This window comes from Ruegeria sp., from assembly GCF_040830605.1.
Taxonomy (GTDB): Bacteria; Pseudomonadota; Alphaproteobacteria; order Rhodobacterales; family Rhodobacteraceae; genus Ruegeria.
Genome location: NZ_JBFOMD010000006.1, coordinates 49,637 through 66,511 on the forward strand (window position 1 = coordinate 49,637; position 16,875 = coordinate 66,511).

The 16,875-nt window shown below is 61.6% G+C and carries 18 protein-coding genes and 1 tRNA gene; 7 read left to right on the top strand and 12 right to left on the bottom strand.

What is annotated here, in order from left to right:
• Positions 1–85: 85 nt before the first annotated feature.
• From mltG to fabD, 7 genes are all read right to left on the bottom strand, one after another.
• Positions 86–1,246, bottom strand: coding sequence for an endolytic transglycosylase MltG (mltG, locus tag AB3N21_RS10710; RefSeq protein ID WP_367935232.1), 1,161 nt, complete (start codon positions 1,244–1,246; stop codon positions 86–88).
• Entirely contained in the window at positions 1,247–2,512 is a 1,266-nt protein-coding gene (gene fabF, locus AB3N21_RS10715) for a beta-ketoacyl-ACP synthase II (RefSeq protein WP_367935233.1), read from the bottom strand.
• 229 nt (positions 2,513–2,741) lie between these two features.
• Positions 2,742–3,485, bottom strand: a complete 744-nt coding sequence (locus tag AB3N21_RS10720; protein WP_367935234.1) for a HisA/HisF-related TIM barrel protein — start codon at positions 3,483–3,485, stop codon at positions 2,742–2,744.
• Between the two features lie 122 nt (positions 3,486–3,607).
• A complete protein-coding gene (locus tag AB3N21_RS10725; protein WP_367935235.1) occupies positions 3,608–4,147 on the bottom strand; it encodes a GNAT family N-acetyltransferase in 540 nt (179 codons plus the stop codon).
• 137 nt (positions 4,148–4,284) lie between these two features.
• Entirely contained in the window at positions 4,285–4,518 is a 234-nt protein-coding gene (locus AB3N21_RS10730; RefSeq protein WP_028091986.1) for an acyl carrier protein, read from the bottom strand.
• A gap of 207 nt (positions 4,519–4,725) precedes the next feature.
• Positions 4,726–5,463: a 3-oxoacyl-[acyl-carrier-protein] reductase gene (fabG, locus tag AB3N21_RS10735; RefSeq protein WP_367935236.1), complete on the bottom strand. Its 738-nt coding sequence runs from the start codon at positions 5,461–5,463 to the stop codon at positions 4,726–4,728.
• Between the two features lie 59 nt (positions 5,464–5,522).
• Positions 5,523–6,461, bottom strand: coding sequence for an ACP S-malonyltransferase (gene fabD, locus AB3N21_RS10740; protein WP_367935237.1), 939 nt, complete (start codon positions 6,459–6,461; stop codon positions 5,523–5,525).
• Positions 6,462–6,623: 162 nt separating this feature from the next.
• Here fabD and AB3N21_RS10745 point away from each other — a divergent pair, with 162 nt between their 5' ends.
• Positions 6,624–7,850 (top strand): cytochrome b/b6 domain-containing protein, encoded by a 1,227-nt coding sequence (locus AB3N21_RS10745; protein WP_367935238.1) that lies wholly within the window; start codon positions 6,624–6,626, stop codon positions 7,848–7,850.
• Between the two features lie 146 nt (positions 7,851–7,996).
• On the opposite strand, the gene AB3N21_RS10750 is transcribed toward AB3N21_RS10745, so the two are convergent.
• Positions 7,997–8,572, bottom strand: coding sequence for a YceI family protein (locus tag AB3N21_RS10750; RefSeq protein ID WP_367935239.1), 576 nt, complete (start codon positions 8,570–8,572; stop codon positions 7,997–7,999).
• 137 nt (positions 8,573–8,709) lie between these two features.
• Positions 8,710–9,228, bottom strand: a complete 519-nt coding sequence (locus AB3N21_RS10755; RefSeq protein WP_171178703.1) for a hypothetical protein — start codon at positions 9,226–9,228, stop codon at positions 8,710–8,712.
• Positions 9,229–9,502: 274 nt separating this feature from the next.
• Here AB3N21_RS10755 and rpsF point away from each other — a divergent pair, with 274 nt between their 5' ends.
• The 6 genes from rpsF to AB3N21_RS10785 all read left to right on the top strand — a co-directional run bounded on the left by rpsF (position 9,503) and on the right by AB3N21_RS10785 (position 13,550).
• Positions 9,503–9,856, top strand: coding sequence for a 30S ribosomal protein S6 (rpsF, locus tag AB3N21_RS10760; RefSeq protein WP_171178701.1), 354 nt, complete (start codon positions 9,503–9,505; stop codon positions 9,854–9,856).
• A gap of 28 nt (positions 9,857–9,884) precedes the next feature.
• The gene (rpsR, locus tag AB3N21_RS10765) at positions 9,885–10,112 is read left to right on the top strand and encodes a 30S ribosomal protein S18 (protein WP_005608650.1); all 228 of its coding nucleotides are present in this window, start codon (positions 9,885–9,887) and stop codon (positions 10,110–10,112) included.
• Between the two features lie 13 nt (positions 10,113–10,125).
• Entirely contained in the window at positions 10,126–10,767 is a 642-nt protein-coding gene (gene rplI / locus AB3N21_RS10770; protein WP_171178699.1) for a 50S ribosomal protein L9, read from the top strand.
• 180 nt (positions 10,768–10,947) lie between these two features.
• Positions 10,948–11,433, top strand: a complete 486-nt coding sequence (locus AB3N21_RS10775; protein WP_367935240.1) for a transglycosylase SLT domain-containing protein — start codon at positions 10,948–10,950, stop codon at positions 11,431–11,433.
• A gap of 431 nt (positions 11,434–11,864) precedes the next feature.
• Positions 11,865–12,566: a LuxR family transcriptional regulator gene (locus AB3N21_RS10780; protein WP_171178695.1), complete on the top strand. Its 702-nt coding sequence runs from the start codon at positions 11,865–11,867 to the stop codon at positions 12,564–12,566.
• A gap of 111 nt (positions 12,567–12,677) precedes the next feature.
• Positions 12,678–13,550 carry an acyl-homoserine-lactone synthase gene (locus tag AB3N21_RS10785; RefSeq protein WP_171178693.1) on the top strand — a complete coding sequence of 291 codons (873 nt, stop codon included), beginning with the start codon at positions 12,678–12,680 and terminating at the stop codon, positions 13,548–13,550.
• Between the two features lie 103 nt (positions 13,551–13,653).
• On the opposite strand, the gene tig is transcribed toward AB3N21_RS10785, so the two are convergent.
• From tig to AB3N21_RS10800, 3 genes are all read right to left on the bottom strand, one after another.
• Positions 13,654–14,985 carry a trigger factor gene (gene tig / locus AB3N21_RS10790; RefSeq protein ID WP_367935241.1) on the bottom strand — a complete coding sequence of 444 codons (1,332 nt, stop codon included), beginning with the start codon at positions 14,983–14,985 and terminating at the stop codon, positions 13,654–13,656.
• Between the two features lie 196 nt (positions 14,986–15,181).
• Positions 15,182–16,300: a porin gene (locus AB3N21_RS10795; protein ID WP_367935242.1), complete on the bottom strand. Its 1,119-nt coding sequence runs from the start codon at positions 16,298–16,300 to the stop codon at positions 15,182–15,184.
• A 468-nt stretch (positions 16,301–16,768) separates the two neighbouring features.
• Positions 16,769–16,853: transfer RNA gene (locus AB3N21_RS10800), tRNA-Leu, on the bottom strand.
• Positions 16,854–16,875 lie beyond the last annotated feature (22 nt).

Here is a 16,875-nt window from a genome sequence, read left to right on the forward strand (position 1 = left end):
GCACTCCGCCATGGTGCCCCGTTGTACAACCCGGACAACCCGCCCTCAAAACCCTGTACAAATCGGAAGATCCCGGCAGGCGGGGTCAGTTCCCCTCGCTCTGCCGCTGCGCCTCAATCTCGCGCCATTTGGCGACGTTGCGGTTGTGCTCCTCCAGCGTCTCGGCAAAGGCATGCCCGCCGGTTCCGTCGGCAACGAAGAACACGAAATCCGTCTGTTCCGGCGCCACAGCCGCCTCAAGACTCGCCAGCCCGGGATTGGCAATCGGCGTCGGCGGCAACCCGTCAATCAGATAGGTATTCCAAGGCGTTGCCCGGCGAAGCTCACTCTGACGCAGCCCGCGTCCCAGCACGCCCTGCCCCTTGGTGACGCCATAGATCACGGTCGGGTCCGTCTGCAGCTTCATGCCCCGGTCCAGCCGGTTGATGAACACGCTGGCCACCTGCCCGCGCTCGTCCGGCAACCCGGTCTCCTTCTCGATGATCGAGGCCAGGATCAGCATCTCCTCCGGGCTCGCCAAGGGCAGTCCCCCCTGGCGGTTCTCCCAAACCGCATTCACCCGAAGCTGTTGTTTTTCCTGCATATCTTGCAGCAAATCCGCACGTGTCGTGCCCGGCGTCACCTCATAGCTGTCCGGCGCCAGCACACCTTCGGCGGGCAGTTCGGCCACCTCTCCATCGAGCACATCCATGCCTTTCAGCGCCTCAACCACCTGCCACGAGGTCACCCCTTCGGCCATCGCGATCCGGTACCGGGTGTCCCGCTCGCCCCGCTTCTCGGTATAGGCAGCAGGCACCTCATCTTCAGCCGGGTTGAACGACGCGATCTCGACAAACTCCAGCGAGGCGGGATCAAGCTCGCGCACCTGTGTGGTGCTGCGGGTCACGCCGATGCGATAGACGATCTCGGTGCCACAGGTGCTGGCCCCGCCCCGGGTCACCTGATCGACGATCTCCTCCATCGTCGCGCCTTCGCGCACAAGAAAGCTGCCTGCCTTCAACTGACTGGATTTGTTGGCATAATTCGCACCCAGCCGGAAGATCGTCGCGCTGGTCACCGCGCCTTGCTCCTCCAGATCACGGCTGACACGGCTCATGTTCGAGCCGCTTTCCACCCGCAGACAGATGGCGCTGTCCAGCGGTCCCCCGGCCGTATACTGCGCCTGCCCCCACAGGATCACACCGGCCATCAGGAACAGGCCGACCGCCAGGACGGTCAGCATGTTCGAAGCAAGCGCGCGCCACATTTAACTGGCCTTTCCGAAGATCACGCTCGCATTGGTGCCGCCAAAGCCGAACGAGTTCGACAGGGCCACGTTGATCTCGCGCTCACGCTTGGCATTGGGGGCCAGATCGATCGGGGTCTCGACCGCAGGGTTGTCCAGGTTGATCGTCGGCGGCGCCACCTGATCGCGGATCGCGAGGATCGAGAAAATCGCCTCAATCGCGCCAGCCGCGCCCAGCAGGTGCCCAGTAGCCGATTTGGTCGAGGACATGGTCGCGTTGCCCGCGTGATCGCCCAGCAACCGCTCGACCGCGCCCAGTTCGATCGTGTCAGCCATGGTCGAGGTGCCATGTGCATTGATGTAGTCGACGTCCTTCGGCTCCAGCCCCGCACTGCGCAGCGCCGCTTTCATCGAGCGTTCGGCCCCGTCGCCATCCTCGGACGGCGCGGTGATGTGATAGGCGTCGCCCGACATGCCATAGCCCAGCACCTCAGCATAGATCTTGGCGCCGCGCGCCTTGGCGTGCTCGTATTCTTCCAGCACCACGATGCCCGCGCCCTCGCCCATGACAAACCCGTCGCGATCTACGTCGTAGGGGCGGCTCGCGCCCTTGGGATTGTCGGCATATTTGGTGGACAGCGCCTTGCAGGAGTTGAAGCCGGCGATGCCGATCTCGCAGATGCAGCCCTCGCCGCCACCCGCGACCATGACGTCTGCGTCACCGAGCCGGATCAGACGGCTGGCATCGCCAATCGCGTGTGCGCCGGTCGAGCACGCCGTCACCACCGAGTGGTTCGGGCCTTTGAAGCCAAAGCGGATCGACACCTGCCCTGAGGCCAGATTGATCAGCGCGCCCGGAATGAAAAACGGCGACACACGGCGCGGGCCGCGATCCCTGATCAAGTTGGCGGTCTCGGCAATCGAGCCCAGCCCGCCGATGCCCGAGCCGATCATCACACCGGTGCGCAGCCGCGCGTCCTCATCCTCGGGCAGCCAGTCGGCGTCCTTGCAGGCCATTTCCGCGGCCGCAATCGAATAGAGAATGAAATCCTCGATCTTGCGCTGCTCTTTCGGAGGCATCCAGTCGTCAGGATTGAAGGTGCCATCGGTGCCGTCGCCACGCGGAACCTCGCAGGCATAGGTGGTGGTGACGCCGCTGGCTTGGGCATCGAACAGGGTGATCGGACCCGCGCCCGACTCTCCGGCCAGCAGCCGAGACCAGCTCTCTTCGACCCCGCTGGCCAAAGGTGTGACCAATCCCAGCCCGGTTACAACGACTCTGCGCATGAAAGTGCCTCTTGCCTGCTTGGTGTTCGAGAACCGCTCATACCCCGCCCGGGGGGCCGGGGGCAAGAGCTTGGGCGGTTTTGCCCTTAGCGCTTTTCAGCCACCGGACGGCCCGTCGGTTCAAAGGCCGTGGGCCGGAGCATCCCTGCCCCGGCCCGTGGCAAAGTCGAAAATGTCCGCGCAGCGCGCACCGTCCGCGCCCGCCTGCGCGAAAGGGGTGCGACCCGGCCTACTGGAACTGCGCCACCGGCTCGTGCGCGCCCTTGGCCACCTCCAGCGCCTCGCCCAGATCCAGCGTCTTGCGAAACAGCGACCGCCCCACTAGCGCGCCCGAGATATTGTGGATATAGGCCAGCCGCGAGATGTCATCGACCGACCGCACCACACCGCTGGCAATGACCGGCGTGCGTGCCTTGGCGGCCAGCCCCGAGATCAGGCCCAGCTGCGCCTCGACATCCTCCATATCACTGTCGATATCGGTAACGATGACGGCCGCAAAAGGCGCATCGCCATAGGCGTCCAGGAAGGCCTCCGGCGTGAACGCGCTGGAGTTGCGCCAGCCCTCGGTCATCACCCGGCCTTTCCAGACATCGACGGACAATACGATCTGATCCGGATGCCGCTTGGCCAGTTCCTTGACCAGTTCAGGATCGAGCGCCGCCAGAGTGCCGATCACGACGCGGCCCACGCCCTTGTCGATCCAGTGTTCGATGGTTTCGCGGCTGCGCATACCGCCGCCCAGCTGTACCGGGATCTCGGCGGCGCGAATGATCTCTTCAACCAGTCCGGCATTTGTGTCGCGGCCTTCGATCGCATCGAAATCGGTCAGGTGCATCCATTCGGCACCCGCCGCAGCCCAGCTGCGCGCGGTTTCAACCGGATCCACATGCCACAACATCGCTGCGTCCAGCCGGCCCTTGTCCAGGGTCACGCATCGCCCCTGCTGCAGCTCCATCGTCGGGTAAATCATCATGGGCCTGTTCCTCCGCTCAAAGCCACGGGATTCGAGCATACCATAGCGCGGAGGGAATCGGGCTCATCACCCAGTTTCGGCATCGTTTGCGCCATTTGCGGCGCGCAAATCCCTGAGGCGTTTCACCGCCGATCGGGCGGACGGTCACGGCGAAACAAATGCACGGGGCTGCCGCCATATTCGGCCTCGCGCAGCAAACGATATCCCAACTTGCCGGCCAGCCGCTGGGACGCGGTGTTTTCGCCATCAACCAACGCCACCAAGGGGCCCGGCATGATCCTGTCAAACCAGTCATGGGCCGCCTGCGCCGCCTCATACCCAAGCCCCTGCCCCTGCACCTCGGGCGCCAGCACCCAGCCCGCTTCGGGGAACTGGTCGAAATCCTCGCCCAAAGCCCGGTGAGTGTAAAAGAAACCCGCCTGCCCGATCATCTGGCGGTCGGATTGCTGTAGCACCGCCCATTGCCCGAACCCGGTCATCTGCCAATGGCCCGCATTGCGCAAGAACGCATCCCACGCCTCACTTCGCGAGCGTGGCTCCTTGCCGATATGCCGGACCACGCAAGGGTTGCTCCAGATCTCGGCATAGCGCGTGAAATCCTCGGGCCGCATCGCACAAAGCGTCAGCCGCGCGGTATTGATCATCGGGATGGTTCTGATCATGCCCTGCCCGTTTTTTGTCTTCTGCCTCAGAACCAGAGTGCAGAGACAGCCGTATCCGTGCAAGAATTATTCAGGCGGGCAAAGAAAAACGGCGCCTCCGAAGGCCGGAAGCGCCGCCAAAAGGTCACACTCGAAACTCAGGAAGCTTCGGTGATGAATTTCACGGCGTCGCCGAAGGTTTGGATGGTTTCGGCTGCGTCATCCGGGATTTCGATGCCGAACTCTTCTTCGAAGGCCATCACCAGTTCCACGGTGTCCAGGCTGTCGGCGCCCAGATCGTCGATGAAGGACGCGTTCTCGGTCACTTTGTCCTCTTCGACACCCAGGTGCTCAACCACGATCTTTTTCACGCGATCTGCGACGTCGCTCATATCAATTCCTCATTCCTTCAGGGCGCTCTGCCCGGTTCTGCCCTTGCCCGCTCGGGGTGGCTTTGGTTTGCCCGATCCGGGCGGTTTGGGTCCCGGCTGACCGGGAAGGTGAAAACCGATCCCCCGGATCGGTTTCCGCAAACATGCGCCGCCTATAACACAGTCGACGCGAGAGGCAAACGCTTTCCCATTTGCCCCCGATTGCGCCTACAACATGGCCATACCACCATTCACATGCAAGGTAGAGCCGGTCACATAGGCCGCCTCGGGGCTTGCAAGATACACCACCGCGGCGGCGATCTCGCCCGGCTCGCCCATCCGGCCCGCCGGGACCTGACTCAGCAGGCCAGCCTTCTGCTCGTCGGTCAGCTTTTCCGTCATCGCGGTGGTGATAAAGCCCGGCGCCACGGCGTTCACGGTGATTCCTCGCGTCGCCACCTCATGCGCCAGCGCCTTGGAAAAACCCACCATCCCGGCCTTGGAGGCCGCATAGTTCGCCTGACCGGGGTTGCCGATGGCGCCCACGACGGACGAGATGTTGATGATCCGGCCCCAGCGTGCCTTCATCATCCCGCGAATGACGCCTTTGCACAGCTTCATGGTCGCGGTCATGTTGACGTCGATCACGCTCTGCCATTCGTCGTCCGACATCCGCATGAACAGGTTGTCCCGCGTGATCCCCGCGTTGTTGACCAGGATATCGACCGAGCCCATGGCCTCGGCCGCCTGTTTCGGCAGCGCCTCGACTGCCTCCTTGTCACCGAGATTGCAGGGTAATACATGAGCGCGCTCACCCAGCTCGTCCGCCAGCGCCTGCAACGGCTCGACCCGCGTGCCCGACAGGCCGACGGACGCACCGGCGTCATGCAGCGCCCGGGCGATATCGCCGCCGATCCCGCCAGAGGCGCCGGTAACAAGCGCGTTCTTTCCGGTCAAATCAAACATCTCTGTTCCCTTTTCTGCGCCCGGAGTTATTGCCCCGGACCTCATGTTGTCATGAAGGCTTACGCACCTTCCTGCGTGATTTTCTGTATGTCTTCCGGCGTGCCCACCGCCTTGGAGCCGATGTCTCGGTCAATCTTGCGGATCATGCCCGACAGCGCCTTGCCCGCGCCAATCTCCCAAGCCTCGGTCACGCCTTGGGCGGCCATGTACTGCACGCTTTCGCGCCAGCGGACCGAGCCGGTGACCTGTTCCACCAGCAATTGCCGGATCAGGTCCGGATCGGTCACCGCCTCGGCGCGAACATTGGCGACCAGAGGCACGGCGGGTGCGCCGATCTGCACCCCGGCCAGCGCCTCAGCCATGGCATCGGCAGCGGGCTGCATCAGGGCGCAATGGAACGGCGCGCTGACCGGCAGCATCACCGCGCGCTTGGCCCCCTTTTCCTTGGCAATCTCGGCCGCACGTTCAACTGCCGCCTTGGCGCCCGAGACCACCACCTGCGTGGGATCATTGTCGTTGGCGGCCTGACAGACCTCGCCCTGCGCGGCCTCTTCGGCCACCGCCCGCACCGCCTCCAGGTCCAGCCCCAAAATGGCTGCCATCGCGCCCTCACCCACCGGCACCGCGCTCTGCATCGCCAGACCGCGGGTCCGCAGCAAGCGCGCGGTGTCAGCCACCGACAGCGCCCCCGCAGCGGCCAGCGCCGAATATTCGCCCAGCGAGTGCCCAGCCACAAAGGCCGCCTTCGAAACCGAAACACCCTCGGCCTCCAACGCCCGCGTCGCCGCCATCGAGGTCGCCATCAGCGCCGGCTGCGCGTTTTGGGTCAGTGTCAGTTCCTCGATCTCGCCATCCCAGATCAACGCACTCAGCTTTTCCCCCAGCGCCTCATCCACCTCGTCGAATACGGCCTGCGCTGCCGGATAGGCCTCGGCCAGTGCCTTGCCCATGCCGATGGTCTGGGCGCCCTGCCCGGGAAAAACGAATGCGGTTGTCATGTCGGCCTCTTCGCGTGATCCAAAAGTTGACGCGGGGTGTAAACTGCCAGCGCCTGCGGCACAAGCTCTGCATCCCGACACGTATTCTGTGCGTCAGACGCCCTTGTTCCGCGCCACAAGCCGGATAGGTTTGGGGCAACCGAATTACAGGAGCTTGCCCCGATGGCCCTTTCGAACACCGCCCGCAGCTATGGTGGCGTGACCAAGACCTTTCACTGGCTCACCGCCCTGCTCATCCTTACGGTGATTCCGCTGGGTTGGATCGCCAGCGATCTGGCCCACACGGTCAACGATCCCTCCCATACTCCGACTGAGGCCGAGGTCGCCCGCGCCGCCTTTCTGTTTTCGCTGCACAAGACCATTGGCGTGACCATCTTCTTCGTGGCCCTCGCCCGAATCCTGTGGACCCTGACCCAGACCAAGCCGGGCCTTTTGAACGCCGAGAACAAGCCCGAGGCGTTCGCCGCGGAAACCGTGCACTGGCTGCTGTATGGCTCGCTGGTGCTGGTGCCCCTGACCGGCTGGATACACCATGCCGCGACCGAAGGTTTCGCGCCGATCTGGTGGCCATTGGGCCAGGACCTGCCGTTCGTGCCAAAAGGCCCCGCCATCGCTGCTGTGACCGCCGGGTTGCACTGGGTATTGCAGTGGGTGCTGGTGATCGCGGTAGGGCTGCATATCGTCGGCGCGGTTAAGCACCACGTGATCGACCGGGATTTCACCCTGCGCCGGATGCTGCCCGGCGGCACTGAGGCTCCCGAACCGCCAGCGCAGGATCATGCCCGGCTGCCCATTGTTGCCGCCTTGGTGCTGTGGAGTGCGGCCCTGACCGCGGGCGCTTGGGTGGGTGCGTTCGACAGCCATGGCGCCTCGGCGCCCGCTGGCGCCGAGCTGGCAGAGGTGCAGTCGGACTGGCAGGTGCAAGAGGGATCGCTCGCCATCACGGTCACGCAACTGGGCAGCCCGGTCACCGGTGAATTCGCCGACTGGACCGCCGCGATCACGTTCGATGACCCTGCCGAACCCGGTCCCGCGGGCACCGCCGAGGTCACCATCTCGGTCGGCTCGCTCTCGCTGGGATCGGTTACCGCGCAGGCCATGGGTGCCGATTTCTTCAATGCCGAGACCTTCCCGACCGCCAGTTTCAATGCGGAACTGGTTAAGACCGACACCGGGTACGAGGCCCGCGGCCCGCTCACCATCCGCGACAAGACGCTGGATATCGCACTGCCCTTCACCCTCGACATGGATGGCGACACCGCAAACGTGACAGGCGAACTTGAACTCCAACGGCTCGACTTCGACATAGGCTCAAAGATGCCCGATGAAGGCTCGCTCGCCTTCGCCGTGAAGGTCGCAATGAACCTGACCGCCACCCGCAGCCAGTAACTGGTCGCGGCGCCCCGCCCCTTCTCCTGTTCAAAAATATCCCCGCCGGAGGCAGCGCGCCTCCGGCGCGCTTCTTTCCCAAGGGCACAAACAAAACCGCCGGTCCCGAACGGAACCGGCGGTCCAAACTGTCTGAAAGCTCCGGCTTATTCTTCGGCCTTCATCGCCTCGACCGAGATCTTCAGCTCGACCTCGTCACCAACGAAAGGCGCGAACTTGCCCACGTTGAAATCCGACCGCAGCAGCGTGGTGGTTGCATCGAACCCGGCCCAGGGCTTGCCCGCCATCGGGTGCTCACCGGCCTGATTGAGTTTGGCATCCAGCACCACCGCCTTGGTCACGCCGTTCATCGACAGATCGCCGGTGATCTTGGCGGTGTTCTCGCCGGTCACTTCGATGCCAGTCGAGGTAAAGGTCACCAGATCGCCGTCGCTGGCGCCAAAGAAGTCCTCGGACATGAAATGCTCTTCGCGCTTTTCCCAGCCGGTCAGCATGGAGGTGACGGGCATCGAGACGCTGACGCTGGATGCAGCGGGGTCTTCCTGATCGAACATGATCTCGCCCGCGAAGCCCGAGAACATACCGGTCGTGGTGGAAAATCCCAGATGGTTGTAGGTGAACACAACCTGACTGTGGCTTGAGTCCAGGATATATTTTTCGGGGGCGGCCAGTGCGGCGGATGCGGCGGTGGCCAGGGCAGCAGCAAGCAGGGTGGTCTTCATCAGAGGGGCTCCACTAAGAATCTACAGATAACGCGGCCGATTATCGGCCGCGTAGTGTCTGAAGATGTGTCGCCTTGGGGCGGCAGGCAACCCTCATTCCTTCACAGGGTCTGTTCTTGGATGAACACCGCCGATGTTCAGGCCGAAATGGCAACTGCCCCGGTTAGCTGGGTTTTCAGCGCGTGGAGAACTTCTTTCGATTCAACCGGCAACCGCATCAGCAGGCTGCCATCGATGTTGAACAGCTCGACCTGCCGGTCCGAGAACCGCGCGCTGCCCAGCGTGTCGTAGCTGCGGCGCATGACCGTCTCGGGACGGCCGTTTTCGTTCTTTTGCAGAACCCGCAACTCGCGGCGGACCGGATCGAAATAGGCATCGGGGCGATTTGTGACCCGCTTCATGGTCAACAGCACCATGCCGACGAAGACAAACAGGGCCGACGCACCCAGTTTGAAGACACCGACTTCGGCGGCGTCCAGCGCGCTGGGCAGCAGCCACATGGCAAAGCCGCTCAGCACCAATACGGCACCAAGGACCCTGAACATGAAAACCCGCGCCCGCCAGTTCGTGGCGAAAGTGATCATCACAGGTACGGAGTCATCATACGCCGGTGCCTGCTCCGGCTGCTGTGTGAGGTTGGTATCAATCGCGGTCATCGTTCTACGCCCTTGATGCGAGGTTTTTCTTTGGTCCGGGCTTCTGCCGGGATATGCACAACCTTGAGCCGAAAAGCGTCAGCAATTGGGCGGGGTCGGGGAAATTGGGCGGCACCTTGATGGCAGGCGATCAGGGCTTGCCCATGGCGACCAGACGTGTATATGGGGCCATCCTTTCGCAAAGTTACATGAACCGCGCAGTCTCTCGTGGCAGGGTCGCGAAAGGAAAATGGCCCCGCCTTTGAAATGCGCCTCGACATAAACAGGAGAACACATGCCGTTCTATGAGCATGTCATGATCGCGCGTCAGGATCTGTCCAACGCGCAGGCGGAAAGCCTCGTCGAACATTTCGGCACCGTCCTCGCGGACAACGGCGGCCAAGTCGTCGACAGCGAGTACTGGGGCGTCAAGACGATGGCCTACAAGATCAACAAGAACCGCAAGGGCCACTATGCCTTCCTCAAGACTGACGCCCCCGCCGGCGCGGTGCAGGAAATGGAACGCCTGATGCGCCTGCATGACGACGTCATGCGCGTTCTGACCATCAAGGTCGACGGCCACGCCGAGGGACCCTCGATCCAGATGCAGAAGCGTGACGAGCGTGACTCGCGCCGCGACCGCCGTTGATCAACGCCTGACGAAAGGACATTAAACCATGGCTGCAAAACCGTTTTTCCGCCGCCGGAAGGTCTGCCCGTTCTCGGGCGAGAACGCGCCCAAGATCGATTACAAGGACACCCGTCTGCTGCAACGCTACATCTCTGAGCGCGGCAAGATCGTCCCGTCGCGCATCACCGCAGTGTCGGCGAAGAAGCAGCGTGAACTGGCCCGCGCCATCAAACGCGCCCGCTTCCTCGCCCTGCTGCCCTACGCCGTGAAGTAAGGAGAAGCTGATCATGCAAGTTATCCTTCTGGAACGCGTTGCGAAACTGGGTCAGATGGGCGACGTCGTCGACGTCAAGCCCGGCTACGCCCGCAACTTCCTGCTGCCTCAGGGCAAGGCGCTTACCGCGTCGGATGCAAATGTGGCATCCTTCGAGGCCCAGAAAGCGCAGCTTGAGGCGCGCAACCTGGAAACCAAGACAGAAGCCGAAGCGCTGGCCGGGAAACTCGATGGCGAACAATTCATCGTGATTCGCTCGGCATCGGATGCCGGTTCGCTCTACGGCTCGGTCACCCCGCGTGACGCCGCCGCTGCCGCAACCGAGGCTGGGTTCACCGTCGACAAGAAACAGATCGCCCTGATCGCACCGATCAAGGAGCTGGGTCTGCACTCGGTTGCCGTCAAGCTGCACCCCGAGGTCGAGGTTGAAATCAAACTGAACGTCGCCCGCTCGGAAGAAGAAGCCGAGTTGCAGGCGTCGGGCAAGTCGATCCAGGAACTGGCCGCCGAGGAAGAGGCCGCCGCCGAGTTCGAGATCGCCGAACTGTTCGACGACATCGGCACCGCTGCCGCGGAAGATGAAGAGCTGGCCGCGGGCGCTGAAGAGGCACCCGCCGAAGAGGCGCCCGCAGAGGACGACGAAACCAAGGCGTGATTTCTCGCCCCGCAAAGATCAAGAAGCCGCGCAGATAATCTGCGCGGCTTTTTTTGTTTGCATATGCCAAGGCACGGCCGCTCCATCGCGTTGTCGGCAAATTCCGGCAAATTGCACCGCATGCCCGGTTTTCACTCCGGCAACCTGCGGTTAGGATGCCCGTTCAGTTGGAGGTGCCCCATGACTCACGTGACCCGTCGAACCGCAATCGGCCTGTTCTGCGCCGCAATGCTGTCTGCCTGCAGCGCCAAAAGCGAGCGCCTGAGCAGCCGAGGCGAACCGTTCGACCCGCCTCTTTATCCCAATGAAACACCGGAGCTTCGGGCATCCATCAACAAATGGGCGGACCATTACGAGCTGCCCCGCGAACTGGTCCACAAGCTGGCCATCCGCGAAAGCACGCACCGGCCCTGGGCGGTCAACCGCCCTTACTATGGCCTGTTGCAGATATTGCCCGCCACTGCCCGCTCGATGGGCTACAAGGGCAATGCCGAGGGCCTGCTGGATGCCGACACCAATCTTGAGTTTGCGGGCAAATACCTGCGGGGCGCCTGGCTGCTGGCTGACGGCGACCAAAGCCGGGCGATCTTTCTGTATGCCAAAGGCTACTACCCCGAAGCCAAGGCGCGCGGGATGCTTGTAGAGACCGGGCTGGTCAAACCGTAAGGCGTGCCATCCGGATTTTCACCCCTCTGAAATGATAGAAATCTCACCACAAAAGAGGCCTCAATCGGGCCAATGGAATCGGATACAATCGCAGCTGATCATGCGGTTTTCCTGAGCGGTCGGTCGCCACAATTCTCTGGCACAAGGCTCAAAATGCACCTTCGGACAGCCTTCTAGCCGGGCTTTTGCGCGCGGCTTTATACTATTCTCGGGGCTTTTTTGCGCCTGCCACTTCGGCAATGAAGCAATCGGTGACGCAAACGAAACCCCAACGGTCGCCATTTTTACCTGACATCGCATTAACTTGCCTCAGGTGAAAAAGTGTGCTGTTGTTCCTGACGTGAGGGAAATGTCACGCGCGACGTGGCTTTGGCAACATGTTGCCGCAATTATGTCATGCTGGTGGCCAAAGTTGTCGGTAAAAAGTCAAAATGGAAATCATTGATCTCAGCACCCTTCCCCAGCCAGAAACTCAGTATACTGAGTTTCTCAAGCAGGTGTGCGACAAGTTCGAAATGGACCATGCGGCTTATGCCGGGCTGAACCCGGCGGCCGGGTCCATTCATGGACATGTGACCTATGATGATGGGTGGAAGAACCATTATCAGGAACAAGGTTTCCAGATGATCGACCCGACCCTTCACATGAGTCAGCGTTCGATCGCTCCGGTCGATTGGAGCCGGCTTGAGCGCAGTCCCGATTTTCAAAAAGTGTTCCGCGACGCCAACGACTTTGGCATTGGCGATCAGGGCATCACCATTCCGGTCCGCGGACCTTACGGGGACGTCGGCCTGCTCAGCGCCACCCGCGATTGCTCGAGAGAAGAGTGGAAGAAGCTCGTCAGCCACGTGATCGGCGATCTTCAGTCCATGGCCGTTCACATCCACGACTCGGTCATAACCTCGGACTCGCTCAACCAGATCCTGTACCACCCGACCCTGTCCAGCCGCGAGGTTGAGATATTGCAATGGGTCGCAGCAGGTAAGTCGCAGCAGGATATCGGCGATATTCTGTCGATTTCGCACCGCACGGTCGAAGTGCACTTGCGTTCCAGCCGTGAGAAGCTAAACGCTCTGACAACGCCCCAGGCGGTCGGCAGAGCCATCGGAATCGGCCTTATTTTTCCGGGCTGACCCTACGTTCCCTCCAGAAAGTCACAGAATTACGGGAAATCCCCAATAGTCTCGACCGTCGAGTTGGGTAACGATTGGCTCACTACAAACCACTCGAAGGGGGAAATATAGATGATCATCGTTATCGATGCTTTAAACAAGCATGTGTTCCGCGGTGTCTTAGATGAGATGTTTGAGCTTCGTGCCAGGGTGTTTGGGGATCGCCTCGGCTGGGAAGTTCAGATCGAAGATGGCAAGGAAATCGACGCGTTCGACCACCTGGATCCTGTATATGTCGTGAGCCTGGACGATGGGGGGAATGTCGTCGCAGCGGTTCGCGCCTTGCAGACCACCGGCCCTCACATGTTGTCAGACGTCTTCTCGGATATTCTGTGTGGCGAACCACCGATCCGCAGCGTCAGCGTCTGGGAATCCACCCGGTTCTGTGTCGACACTCAACGGCTGAACCGCGGCAAGGACCGCAACTCGGTATCCTACGCCACTTGCGAACTCATGATCGGCTCGCTCGAATTCGCACGCAGCGCCGGTATCAAAGACATCATTACGGTCATCGACCCAGTGATGAATCGGGTGCTCAAGCGCTCGAACAACGCGCCCTACGATTACGTGGGCAACGAGGTGCCCATGGGCAAGGTGAACGCCTTGGCCGCGCTGCTGGACTGCAGCGAGGAACGCATCAACCGGGTCCGTGAATTTGCAGGCATCACCCACGACGTATTCTTGGACGAGAACGAAGCATTGGAATTATTTGAGAGCAGAAACGCCCCCGCACAGGTGGACGTAACCCAAATGAGCCCGGCAAACCGGGACCACAAACCCCTCAGCACACTTGAAACGTACTTTGTCGAGCAGATGCGCGCGGCACAGACCGAGAATGAGGTTCAGGCAGTCCTGGACCTGATCGAGGCCCTGTCCGACACGTTCACGCCCGAACAGAGACAAACACTACTCCAGACCCCCCGTGCTTTTGCTCATGAGGCCTGACCCCCTCACCTCGTGAGGACAAAAGCAAAATAGCGGAGCCGTCGCATTACAGACGGCTCCGCTTTTTTATGGCCCGTTTCTAAGGTCGAGAAAAGGAAGAGGATTATTCCTCTTCCAGCGCGTCAACGGCCTTTTGCAGGTCTTCCTTGCCGACTTCCTTGTCGCTGACCTGAGCCAGTTCGAACACGTAGTCCACGACCTTGTCTTCGAAGAGCGGCGCGCGCAGCTGCTGTTGCATCTGCGCGTTCTTCTGGATGAATTCGAAGAACTGACGCTCCTGGCCCGGATACTGGCGGGCCTGTTGCATGATCGACTGGGTCATCTCGGCATCGGTGACCTCAACCTCGGCCTTCTGACCCAGCTCGGCCAGAAGAAGACCCAGACGCACGCGGCGCTCGGCCAGCTTGGTGTGCTCGTCGGTCGGCTCGATCGGATCGTGGTCGTGGCCTTCGACATCCGGGTTTTCCTCGTGCCACAGCTGATGCGCGATCTGCTTGGCCTCGGCGTCCACCAGCGACGGCGGCAGGTCGAACGAGACCTTCTCGTCCAGCACGTCCAGCAGGCCGCGCTTCATCACAGCACGGGCAGCACCGGCATATTCGGCTTCCAGACGCTCCGAAATCTGGGTCTTGAGGGCGGCCAGATCCTCGGCCCCGAATTTCTGAGCCAGCTCGTCATTGATTTCGGCGGCCACCGGTTCCTTCACCTCTTTGATGGTGCAGGTGAACACGGCCTCTTTGCCAGCCAGATTCTCGGCCTGATACTCCTCGGGGAAGGTCACTGTGACTTCTTTCTCTTCCTCGGCCTTCACGCCGACCAGCTGCTCTTCGAAGCCGGGGATGAAGCTGTTCGAGCCCAGAACCAGCGGGTAGTCCTCGGCCGAGCCGCCGTCGAAGGCCTCGCCGTCAACCTTGCCGACGAAATCCATCACCACCTGATCGCCATCTTTCGCCTTCGAGCCCTTGCGGCGCGCTTTGAAGTCCTGCGCGGTTTCGGCCAGATTGCCCAGCGCCTCGTCCACAGCCGCGTCGTCGGCCTTGACCACCAGCTTTTCCAGCTCGATCGACTTCAGGTCGACCTCGGGGATTTCGGGCAACGCCTCATAGGCCATCTCGACATGCACGTCGTCGCCTTCCTTCCAGTCCTCATTGGTCATCTTGACCTCGGGCTGCAGCGCCGGACGCTCACCGCTGTCCTCGAAATGCTTGTTCATGGCACCGTCGATGCTCTCTTGCATCGCTTCGCCCAGCAGGCGCTGGCCGAACTGCTTTTTCAGCAAGGCCATCGGTACTTTGCCTTTGCGGAACCCCTTCATTTCGATGTCCGGCTGCGCCTCGGTCAGCTTTTCGTTGACCTTATCGTCCAGCTCGGCAGCAGTGACGACGATGTTGTAGCCGCGTTTCAGACCTTCGTTCAGCGTCTCGGTGACCTGCATCTCGTGTTCCCCATAGGATTCGGGGCGCGCCGGGCGGCGCGCCAAAGCAAATTTGACGCCTTCTATTTGCCCTGACCCGCCGGTGCAAGGGGCATTGCGCGGCCTGCAACAGCATTTGAGCTCCGGGCAAAGAAAAACGCGCCCCGGCATCGGCCGGAGCGCGCTAAAGATCGCGATATTCAGGCGCGGCAGCCGATCAGAACTGCCACTTGGCGCCCAGCACCCAGGTGCTCAGATCCTGATAGTTGGCAACGGAATCCTCGTACTCGTATTCCTGGTAGGTCAGGTAGACATCGGTGTTGATGCTCTCGACCTTCTGCACCGCGCCGACGCCCCAGCCTGTGGTGGACGAACCATCCAGGTTGAAGTCCGAACCGTCATAGTAGTGCACGCCCACGCCGGTCTTGCCGAACGAGAACCAATCGCCCTCATACCCCACCTTTGCATAGTAGTAGCTGGGGTCGCTGGCACCTGCCGCATCATCGTCGCGTGAGCCACTCGCAACGGTGAAGCTGAGCCCGCTCTGCAGCAGGACCGAGGCCGAACCCACAACATCCGAGCGCTTGGTGCCGTCATCGTCGCGCACCTGATAGCCGACAGCCGCCGAGAAGTCGGCGCCGCCGAACTCATTGGCGTAACGCAGCGCGGCGTCGTAATAGTCGCGGTCATCGCCCGAAGTCAGCACGTTCTGCCCCCAGGCGACGCTGGCGGTGAACCCGCTGAATTCCGGCGTGTCGTAGCGGACGCGCGCGCGGCGCGAGCCGTCGAAGCTGTCGGTGATCCCCCCCACGGTCGGACCGCTCAGCACACCAGCCGGATCGCGGAAGATGAAGCTGTTGTTCGAGTCTGCCAGGAAGGAATAGAGCGCCGTTCCGACATAGGACAGGTCGGCCTCGGCTGCGCCATCGGACGCCATGCTGCCCTGACCCGCCGAAAACCGGCCCCAGTCGCCTTCCAGCCAGAAATCGACATGGCGCAGATCTTCCCTGCTCCAGCCGCTGTAGAAGGATCCGTTCTGGTCAACTTCGGTCGAGTTCGGCAACCCTAGCCCCGTCTCGAAACGGAAGCCAAATTCATTGGCGCCGAAAGGCTGCATAAGGCGCAGGCCGACGCGGCTGCGGGACAGGTCGTTGTCCAGCAGGTTGGTCTCGGTCTGTTCACCGTCATCGACCGAGATGATGGCCGGGTTGAGCTGCCCGTAAATCAGGACATAGCCCCCCGAGTTATTCTCATACTTCAATTCAGCCGCCGCCGGGATTGCGGTGCTGGCGGCGAGAAGTGCAACAGCAGTGGTAATTTTCAGATTGGAAGTCATTTGCTTCACCATGAACAGTTCAGGTTTCCGGTAATGCTCACTTGTGCGTGAGCCGGCGCGGTTCCAGAGGCCACCCCGCCGTGTTGGGCAATCATTGCAATTCAGCCACAGGGATTTCTGAGTCTTAATGTCGAATATGCTTTTTTTATTAGGCATTTGGATTGCTTTCGCAGAAGCCATCTGCAAGGCCCAAACGAATTCTGCCTGCCGAACTGTGCGCAGAGCAAATACTCGATATGCAATTTCGCGCGCGCTATCGGCAATGTTTCGCCAATACGTGCGAACACCAGCGACTCTCCGCTTAGGCGAAAACCGGTATAGCGAGAATCCCGGTGAAGTTGTGAGGCTGCGCGTCGAATTGAATGCCGCTTGACCGGGGAAACTGCACCCCGGACGACCGGCCCGTCACACAAGTCTGCGACCGCAAACTGCGCGAGACAAACGGCACTCTGAGCATCAAGGATCGAATGGTGCGGGTGAAGGGACTTGAACCCCCACGCCTTGCGGCGCCAGAACCTAAATCTGGTGCGTCTACCAATTCCGCCACACCCGCACACCAGGGCCAGACCCTGTGG

Coding starts and splice junctions, on each gene's coding strand:
- AB3N21_RS10775 (WP_367935240.1), top strand. CDS start 10,948: ATGACTCACGTGACCCGTCGAACCGCAATCGGCCTGTTCTGCGCCGCA.
- AB3N21_RS10750 (WP_367935239.1), bottom strand. CDS start 8,572: ATGAAGACCACCCTGCTTGCTGCTGCCCTGGCCACCGCCGCATCCGCC.
- tig (WP_367935241.1), bottom strand. CDS start 14,985: ATGCAGGTCACCGAGACGCTGAACGAAGGTCTGAAACGCGGCTACAAC.
- mltG (WP_367935232.1), bottom strand. CDS start 1,246: ATGTGGCGCGCGCTTGCTTCGAACATGCTGACCGTCCTGGCGGTCGGC.
- AB3N21_RS10795 (WP_367935242.1), bottom strand. CDS start 16,300: ATGACTTCCAATCTGAAAATTACCACTGCTGTTGCACTTCTCGCCGCC.
- rpsR (WP_005608650.1), top strand. CDS start 9,885: ATGGCTGCAAAACCGTTTTTCCGCCGCCGGAAGGTCTGCCCGTTCTCG.
- AB3N21_RS10745 (WP_367935238.1), top strand. CDS start 6,624: ATGGCCCTTTCGAACACCGCCCGCAGCTATGGTGGCGTGACCAAGACC.
- AB3N21_RS10785 (WP_171178693.1), top strand. CDS start 12,678: ATGATCATCGTTATCGATGCTTTAAACAAGCATGTGTTCCGCGGTGTC.
- AB3N21_RS10755 (WP_171178703.1), bottom strand. CDS start 9,228: ATGACCGCGATTGATACCAACCTCACACAGCAGCCGGAGCAGGCACCG.
- rplI (WP_171178699.1), top strand. CDS start 10,126: ATGCAAGTTATCCTTCTGGAACGCGTTGCGAAACTGGGTCAGATGGGC.
- AB3N21_RS10725 (WP_367935235.1), bottom strand. CDS start 4,147: ATGATCAGAACCATCCCGATGATCAATACCGCGCGGCTGACGCTTTGT.
- AB3N21_RS10720 (WP_367935234.1), bottom strand. CDS start 3,485: ATGATGATTTACCCGACGATGGAGCTGCAGCAGGGGCGATGCGTGACC.
- AB3N21_RS10730 (WP_028091986.1), bottom strand. CDS start 4,518: ATGAGCGACGTCGCAGATCGCGTGAAAAAGATCGTGGTTGAGCACCTG.
- fabD (WP_367935237.1), bottom strand. CDS start 6,461: ATGACAACCGCATTCGTTTTTCCCGGGCAGGGCGCCCAGACCATCGGC.
- fabG (WP_367935236.1), bottom strand. CDS start 5,463: ATGTTTGATTTGACCGGAAAGAACGCGCTTGTTACCGGCGCCTCTGGC.
- AB3N21_RS10780 (WP_171178695.1), top strand. CDS start 11,865: ATGGAAATCATTGATCTCAGCACCCTTCCCCAGCCAGAAACTCAGTAT.
- rpsF (WP_171178701.1), top strand. CDS start 9,503: ATGCCGTTCTATGAGCATGTCATGATCGCGCGTCAGGATCTGTCCAAC.
- fabF (WP_367935233.1), bottom strand. CDS start 2,512: ATGCGCAGAGTCGTTGTAACCGGGCTGGGATTGGTCACACCTTTGGCC.